The 7251-nt window shown below is 39.3% G+C and carries 1 pseudogene; it reads left to right on the forward strand.

The annotated features are described in order from the left end of the window. Window positions 1-249: 249 nt before the first annotated feature. A pseudogene (locus tag CH364_RS18500) lies at window positions 250-7251 on the forward strand (hypothetical protein); the annotation flags it as partial.

Below are 7251 nucleotides of genomic sequence, written 5' to 3' on the forward strand. Positions count from 1 at the left end.
CCAGATGGCACAAACTACGTAATCACGGTATCAAGTAAACCCTCAACCCAGACATGCACAATCAGCAATGGATTTGGTCGTGTGAGTGGTGGTGATGTAACAAACATTATAGTGAATTGCATTACGAATTAAATTATGTCGCATTCGTAAAAGTTGATATTCTTTTACTAAAATCTAGTAGACGGTTAGGGGGTAGAAGTTAGGTTAAAGCACAATTCTGACAGAACGGTTGTTAGGAAGCGAAGTTACATGACAAAGACCCAAAAACGCCAGTTAAAAAACACAAAACAAGCCCTTGTTAAAGGACTAAAGTCTGCAATTTTATCAATCATCATATTTGAAATCACCTTTGGTTCCTTTGTATTGGGCCTAATTGGGCAAGAGAACAGATTCCGAGATTTATGGCGGAAGGGAACTGATGGCCAGATGGATCGCCAGTTTGAACAAGCGAACCATGCCACTTCCGAAGAAGAGTTTAATAAGTTAGTGGGTCGTGGTCTTGGGGTTGTGCGTGGGGATTGGGAAGCACGTGCAGAAGTAGAATTAGAAAAGGAACTGCGAGCGTTTGCAGATCCGGAAGAGAAAAAAAGAGAACGTGAAAAGTTAGAAATAGAGAAGGGACTCGCCAAAGAGGATTGGGAAGAGGAAGTCCAACGTGAGATAGACGAAAGACGGGGATTTTGGAAGGTATATTTACAAAGTCCGCAATTGGATCATGTATGGGATTTGGTGGATCGAGCAGGTTTAGTTCTAGGTATGGCCCAAGCAGATGCAGCTTCTAAAGCTGGTGCAACTGCGGTTGATAAGGTAAGGCTTTGGGATGAGACAATGAATTTAGTCTCCACAAATATCCAAACCAATTGGGAACAATCTCTGGAGCAGGCATTCCTTCAGGTACAAGATGGCGTTACTTTTTCCTCCGAAGTAGAACGGTTAGCATATGAAAGCCAATTAGCAAAACTAAAAGAACAATATAGAGCAGATTACGAATACGAAGAGTCTTCTTTACTTTCTTCAAAGAGAATGTATTTTGTTTCGCAACAGAATCAAAATGAAGACATGTCCAATCGATTGGCGCAGGAAACAAACCCTTCTGAGTTAGCAAAACTTCTTGTAGAGAGAACCAAACAGCAGATAGCTCAAAACGGTGGAGTTTTTGTTTATGGTGAGAACAAACTTCCTAACCAAGTTGCATTGAATTTCCAAAGCGGAGATGATGCTTACCAAGAAAAAGTATTAAAAGCATTAGAAGAAGGCCAAGGGCTTTGGCAAAAAGCAATTGATGAGATGATTCTTGGTAAACTTCGTTATGACCGAGATGTAGAAATGCAATGGCGATCTGGGGAAGGAGATTGGACCAATGCCTATGGCCAACTTGTTAAAGCAAGAGAAGAGTGGGTAGCAACAGTCCAAAAACAAATCCAAGATGGTTTGCAACAGTGGGATGCAAGCGAAGCCGCAATGGTACAAAACAAGGCAAAGGCGATTGAGGAATTGGATCGTACACTTGCTACGAATAAAACTAGTTGGGATGCACATGTCAGAGGGATTACCGATGTAATCACTGTTGGTGCAGATACTTTATCTACAATTGCCTCTAATTTGGATTGGTTTGAGGATGCACTTGCGCGTGCAGAGGCACCTGGCAGTGGTTATAACTCAGGTGTGATCGCGGAATATCGCCAACAAAGAGATTATTGGGGTGGCTTACAAACTAGATATAGAAACCTAGTGGCTGCTACACAAAATCAGATCCATGACCAAGACATCCGTGGAACGGGTGTAGGTCAGGGACTCCTTGTCAATGCTGGTGGAAGTGATCCTTATATACTCAGTGTACAAGAATTTGAACTCAAACTAGCTCGCGAAGAGTTGAAGTTATTAGAAGCAAAACGGGATCGTGCTAAAGCAGTATATGATTATGCGGTTGGAAATGTTGGTCAAAAAACAGCAGCTCAGATTGCAGCAGAGTTAGACACAATTAGACAAAACTTCAAAGCAAAAGAAACAGCATATTTGGCTCTTCTTTCTGAATTGAATGGTAGCGGAAGCAGTGTATTTGGAACACCAGGTATGGATCCAAATTCAAGTGTGGAAGTGGGATCAACAACAACCAATCCAGACACCATTTTAAATCAACTTGCAGAACAAAATAAAATTTTAGAAGAGAAAAGAAAAGCATTGGAGCTTGCAAGAGCCAGCATGGGTGATGCTTCCGTAGCGTATGAAGCTGCTTTAAAGATCCAGGTGCTAATTCGTAACCCAGGGATGCTTGGTCAAATTGGAGATTTAACTTCTGATTCTAGTGCCATCCAAGGAAATTCTGGACTTAGGGGAGAAATTGTACAAGCCCAAGAGGAACTCGACCGCCAAAGAGAAGTTCTGCGCCAACAAGAAAAGAAGATGTATGAGCTCCAATATGAGAGAGAAAATGCATTTCGTTCCCAATCGTTTTATGCCGAGATCAACCAAAGAGTTTTAGAATTTGAAAAACTAAAAGAAAACCGGGCAATACTTGTTGAGGTTCTTGATGGAGAAGGAACCTTAGAAGAAAAAATTGATTCATTGTTAGCTGGTGATAAGTTAGTCCAGTTATATGGAAACCAAGTTTCTGTTCAGGTAAAACAAAGTTTAGAGACATGGAAAGCCAGTTTGACAGGCCTTGATTCCTCGGTTGTGACTGCTATAACGTCCCATGACAATAGTATTACTAATTTACTTACAAAAATCAACTTACTTGATGTCACACAGCTAGAAACTGCTTCGAATCAAATTCCTGCTTATGTAAACCAATATGAGACCATTGTATCAAGACTTTATGCAGATTCTCGTTTAGATGCTTCTTATTTGAATGCAGAATCGATTATTCCTGCTTATGAATATTTACAAAGTTTAGGCGCTTCTTCTGGAGATGCTCTGTCAATTGGTAAAGAAGGGATTGCGGAACTAAAAACAGCAATAACGAATTACCAGTCTTATGTGGCTGCTAATGCAGGCAACCAAGGAAGCCTTGCTTATGCGGCAAAAATTGTGGAACTCGAACAAGCAATTGGAACCGCTGTAACAAAAATTGACCAATATAATCAATACATCGCAGAAGTTAATAAAACAGTTCAGTATTTGAATGTGAATGTAATGGATGCTCTGTCAAAAACGGATGCTGTTGTCGATGCAACTTTAACCGGTACAGAAAGAACTAATACCAAAAATGCTTTTACCACTCTTCGTGGTGATGAGTCGAACATGTCCAGAAATATGATCCTATCTTTGAATGATGTGGGAACATTATTTTCTGATTCCATTCAAGCAATGGGACATTATGGACAAATGAATCTTGTTTTCCGCAATGCACTTGAAGACAGAAATACAAAAACAAAACAAGTTTCAGATGGTCTTGTATCATTCTTTGATGGATTTGAGTTAGAATATAGAAGCAAAGAAGCAGAGTTAACATTTTTACTCGATGAAAATGGCAACGAAGCCAAGTTAGCTGCGATCCAAAAAGAAGCAGAAAAGAAAAAGAAAATAGCTGGTGCAGAAGTTAATGCCAGAGCTATGGAAATGTTCCTAGATTATGTGGGTAATTTAGGCGAACGAGAAAGAAACGTTGAGTCTATTTACCTTCGTATGTTGAAAGACTCCGAGGTCATTAACCAAGATACAAAAACAGATACAAATTCGATCGTAGAACGAAGAGCAATGGCAACACTTCTTGATTTTTTCAGAAGCAGTCGTGGGGCATTTGCCAATTACATTGCGGGTCCAAATTACAATGACTTTATTGAAGATATGCAACACCAAAAGGATTATGCAGATGCTCTCTTATCCTTTTATGAAAGTGGCAAAGAATACAGTGTTAGTGAAAGAGAAGAAATTCGATGGAATGGATCTGCGAACGAAAAGAAATTCTTAAAAGAAAGTTTTTCTTATGGAGAATCCTTTTTCTTCCAAGCTGCTACAGGACAGGTGTCTCGTGAAATTGCCGTATCCCAAAAAGTGGATGATTTTGCAGCCCGAGTTCGATCTGGAGAAGTTCTAAGTGTTCTGAAAGAAGAATACTTCAAAAGACAAGAAAACAAAGCCACAGGTATACTCAAAGAATTACATGATGCTGTATCTGGACTTGATGACATTACTGCATCCCGATTACTCAGTGACTCTTTCCGAATCGGAACATCGACAGACAGAGACTCAAGTGAAGAAACTCGTCGTGCTAATTTGTTATCTGGGCATTTAACAAACAATCCAGGTACACCTCGTGCGCAGCTTAGCTCCTTACTTGATGTTGGAAAACTAATCGAGATCTTCGGAGAAAAAGAAGGACTTGCAATCTACTCAGAGATTACCAATAAAATTCTAAACATAGACAATAGTGCCACTGCGATCATTGAGCAGTCACAACTTTTAAATCCAAAACATGTTGCGGTGGAAACGGAATACCCAAGTTATTTAAGTTTCTTTGATGATACAAAAAAATCAGGATACACATCAGAAGTTCAAAAACTAAATCAGTATCTCACATTAAAAGATTTTGAAGATACATCCCAACCTATCTTTGATTCAAATTCTCAGTTAACTGGATATAAGAAACCATTTGCTGGATTGGATTATTCAGAACTAGAAGCAGTAAAAACATCCCTTGATGGAATGATTGCCAATTGGGGTACGATCAAGTCAGAGTTGGAATCGACACATGCTGACTACATTCAAGTTTTAACAACTTGGAGAGCAACAACTCCTGGCACTGAGGAATTTGCAGAACTAGCAGAAGAAGTTTCTGAAAAGTTGAAAGATTTTTCTGCAAAACAAATGCAAGCCACAGACTATATGCGTGAGCTCACTCTTCAATTGGAAGAGGCAACAGAGAAATCCCAAAGTTTACTCACAGAATATAAATCCTCAATTGGAATCGCCGACAAAACTTTTTTGACAATCACGAGTTTGGGTAAGATCAATTCCACCTTACCGGGGTTTAGTGATTATTTTAATTCAGCGGAAGGTAGACCCAAATTCCATTGGACTTTTACAGATGGGGAACTAGGACTCAGTTATAATATCCAAGAAAAATTAGCCGACATGGAAGCAGAAGCACTTGCCCAAAAAACCTCTGTGACTACACGTTCGGAACAACTCTCTGCATTGAACGCCTTTTCTGAAACGATGTATAAAGGAATCAGTTTTTCCGACCAATACTTAGCACTTTATGCAAGAAGAAAAGAATCGGAAGAAAATGGGGAAGAGTATTTAGACAATTTGGATGAAAGGATTGTGGTGTATGCATCTGCTGCAAACCAGAATACAATCAGCCAAGAAAACTTGATTAGTTATACAAAAGGGATTCGTGAATTTTTAACTGCCAAAGCAGCTCGTGGGGAAGAAGTAAATGCTTCTCTTTGGGAATCACTTGCCAATGCAGAAGTATTTACGAAAGAAATGGCAGGACTGAAATACTACCAAAGTTTATCAACAGCTGACAAAGCAGATACAGCGAAACTCAAAACCGACTACGAAGAGTCCAAATCAACGAGAGAAACAGCAGAAGAAGCAGCCAAACTATTTGCAGAACTTCGATCTATGATTGATGGATTGGAAACACAAGGATTGCCACTGGATCAGTCTATGGATCAAATTGGTGTATCCCTTACTAAATTTGAAACATTAAAAACGAAATTAGACCAATCAGGATACAGTTTAGATTCCTCTATCATCTCAGGAATGGACAACTTGAAAGCCTTTGCTTGGGAAAACCAAAAAGTCATTTTGGCCAAGGCATATCTAGGAACCATTGCAAACAATGGAACAATAGATAAATTTTTATCCGATGTGAAGAGTGGAAAATTTGTTCTACCGGGACCGAGTGGCAAACTTGAAAGAACAGCAAATTTTTTAGGAGCCGCATTAACAGAAACACAAATCACAGAAATCGAAGAACTCATCACACCATACGATCTACAAGCAAGATTATTAAGAACATCTAACTTAGCACAAGTAGACAGCCTATTACTCACATACGACGAAGACTTAAGAGACGCAGGAAAAGAACTGGCTTTACGCCAATCTCTCAGCCGCATCCAAACATCTTTGGCACAAGGAACCATCCCGAATCTCACACAGTACCCAGCAGAATTAAAAAACTATATCCTAACTGCAACATTTGAAGATTACGCAACTCGTAATGTAGATATGGGTGTACAAACATTAGCAAATGAGTTCGCAAGTTTGATGCGACTCAGTGATTCTGATAGAGATACCGTCATGACATATGCGGGAGAAAGAGGATCTAAAAATCCATCGACTTACCTTCCCGACTCTCTCAAAGAATATCATTTATTAAATACATACTACCAAAACTGGACAGATGATTTGTCCCCAGAAGATACAACAAGTCTTGCCAATTGGTTGAATACCAATGGTTATGAGTCAAATCTTATGGGTGCTCTCACCAAAGCAGCCAGAATGGATTATCTCCTTAGATCCTACTCCGGTGAAAACATTGAAGAATATATAACTTCTGCAGGTAACAAACTCGGAAGTCCTGTCACAGAAGAAGAAAAACAATCCATTTTACTTAGCCAAGCCGGGCTTTATGACCCAACACATGCCAATGGAATTGATCCATTTTTTACCATCCAACAAGGAGTGTTTCTAAATTCTTATTCTTACAAAACCGGATTTTCGGAACTGGCTCTTTCTTTAAAAGAAGAGAATGTAAAACTTGCAGTTGCTAGTATTGGATACAAAGCAGAAGAAGATAAGAAAAAATTAGCTTGGGACATTTCCAACAAAGTAGTCAAAGTAGAATCTTACTTGAGTTATACGCAAATTACCCAAGCGGGACAGGCAACACCAACAGAAAGTGTACAAGTTACCAACCGCCTGAGAGAGTTAGAATTCCAAGCAGAACACCGTTTAGGAAATTTTTTATCTATCATAGAAGAGTATAACAGTTATTCCTATGATACAACCAAAGAAGACCAAAACCCATCTCTCAAAGTATTATTAAAAGAAATCAAAAATTCCGGTTACAGCGTTCGTGATGCTGTTTATTCCAAAAACGCGAATCTGGAATATGAGTTCCTTGGTGGATTTGATAACGCAAGGAAAGTTGTAGATAATTATGTAAAAAACAACCTTCCAGGTCGATCTGCCAATGAAGATCCTTATGCATTGGTAAACCAATCCAAAGGAAGTGTAAGTTCCAATGCATCAAGCATTGTCACAGCAGGGGAAGAAATTGGTGTTATCTTCAAC

Source organism: Leptospira harrisiae, from assembly GCF_002811945.1.
In the GTDB taxonomy this organism is placed as follows: domain Bacteria; phylum Spirochaetota; class Leptospiria; order Leptospirales; family Leptospiraceae; genus Leptospira_A; species Leptospira_A harrisiae.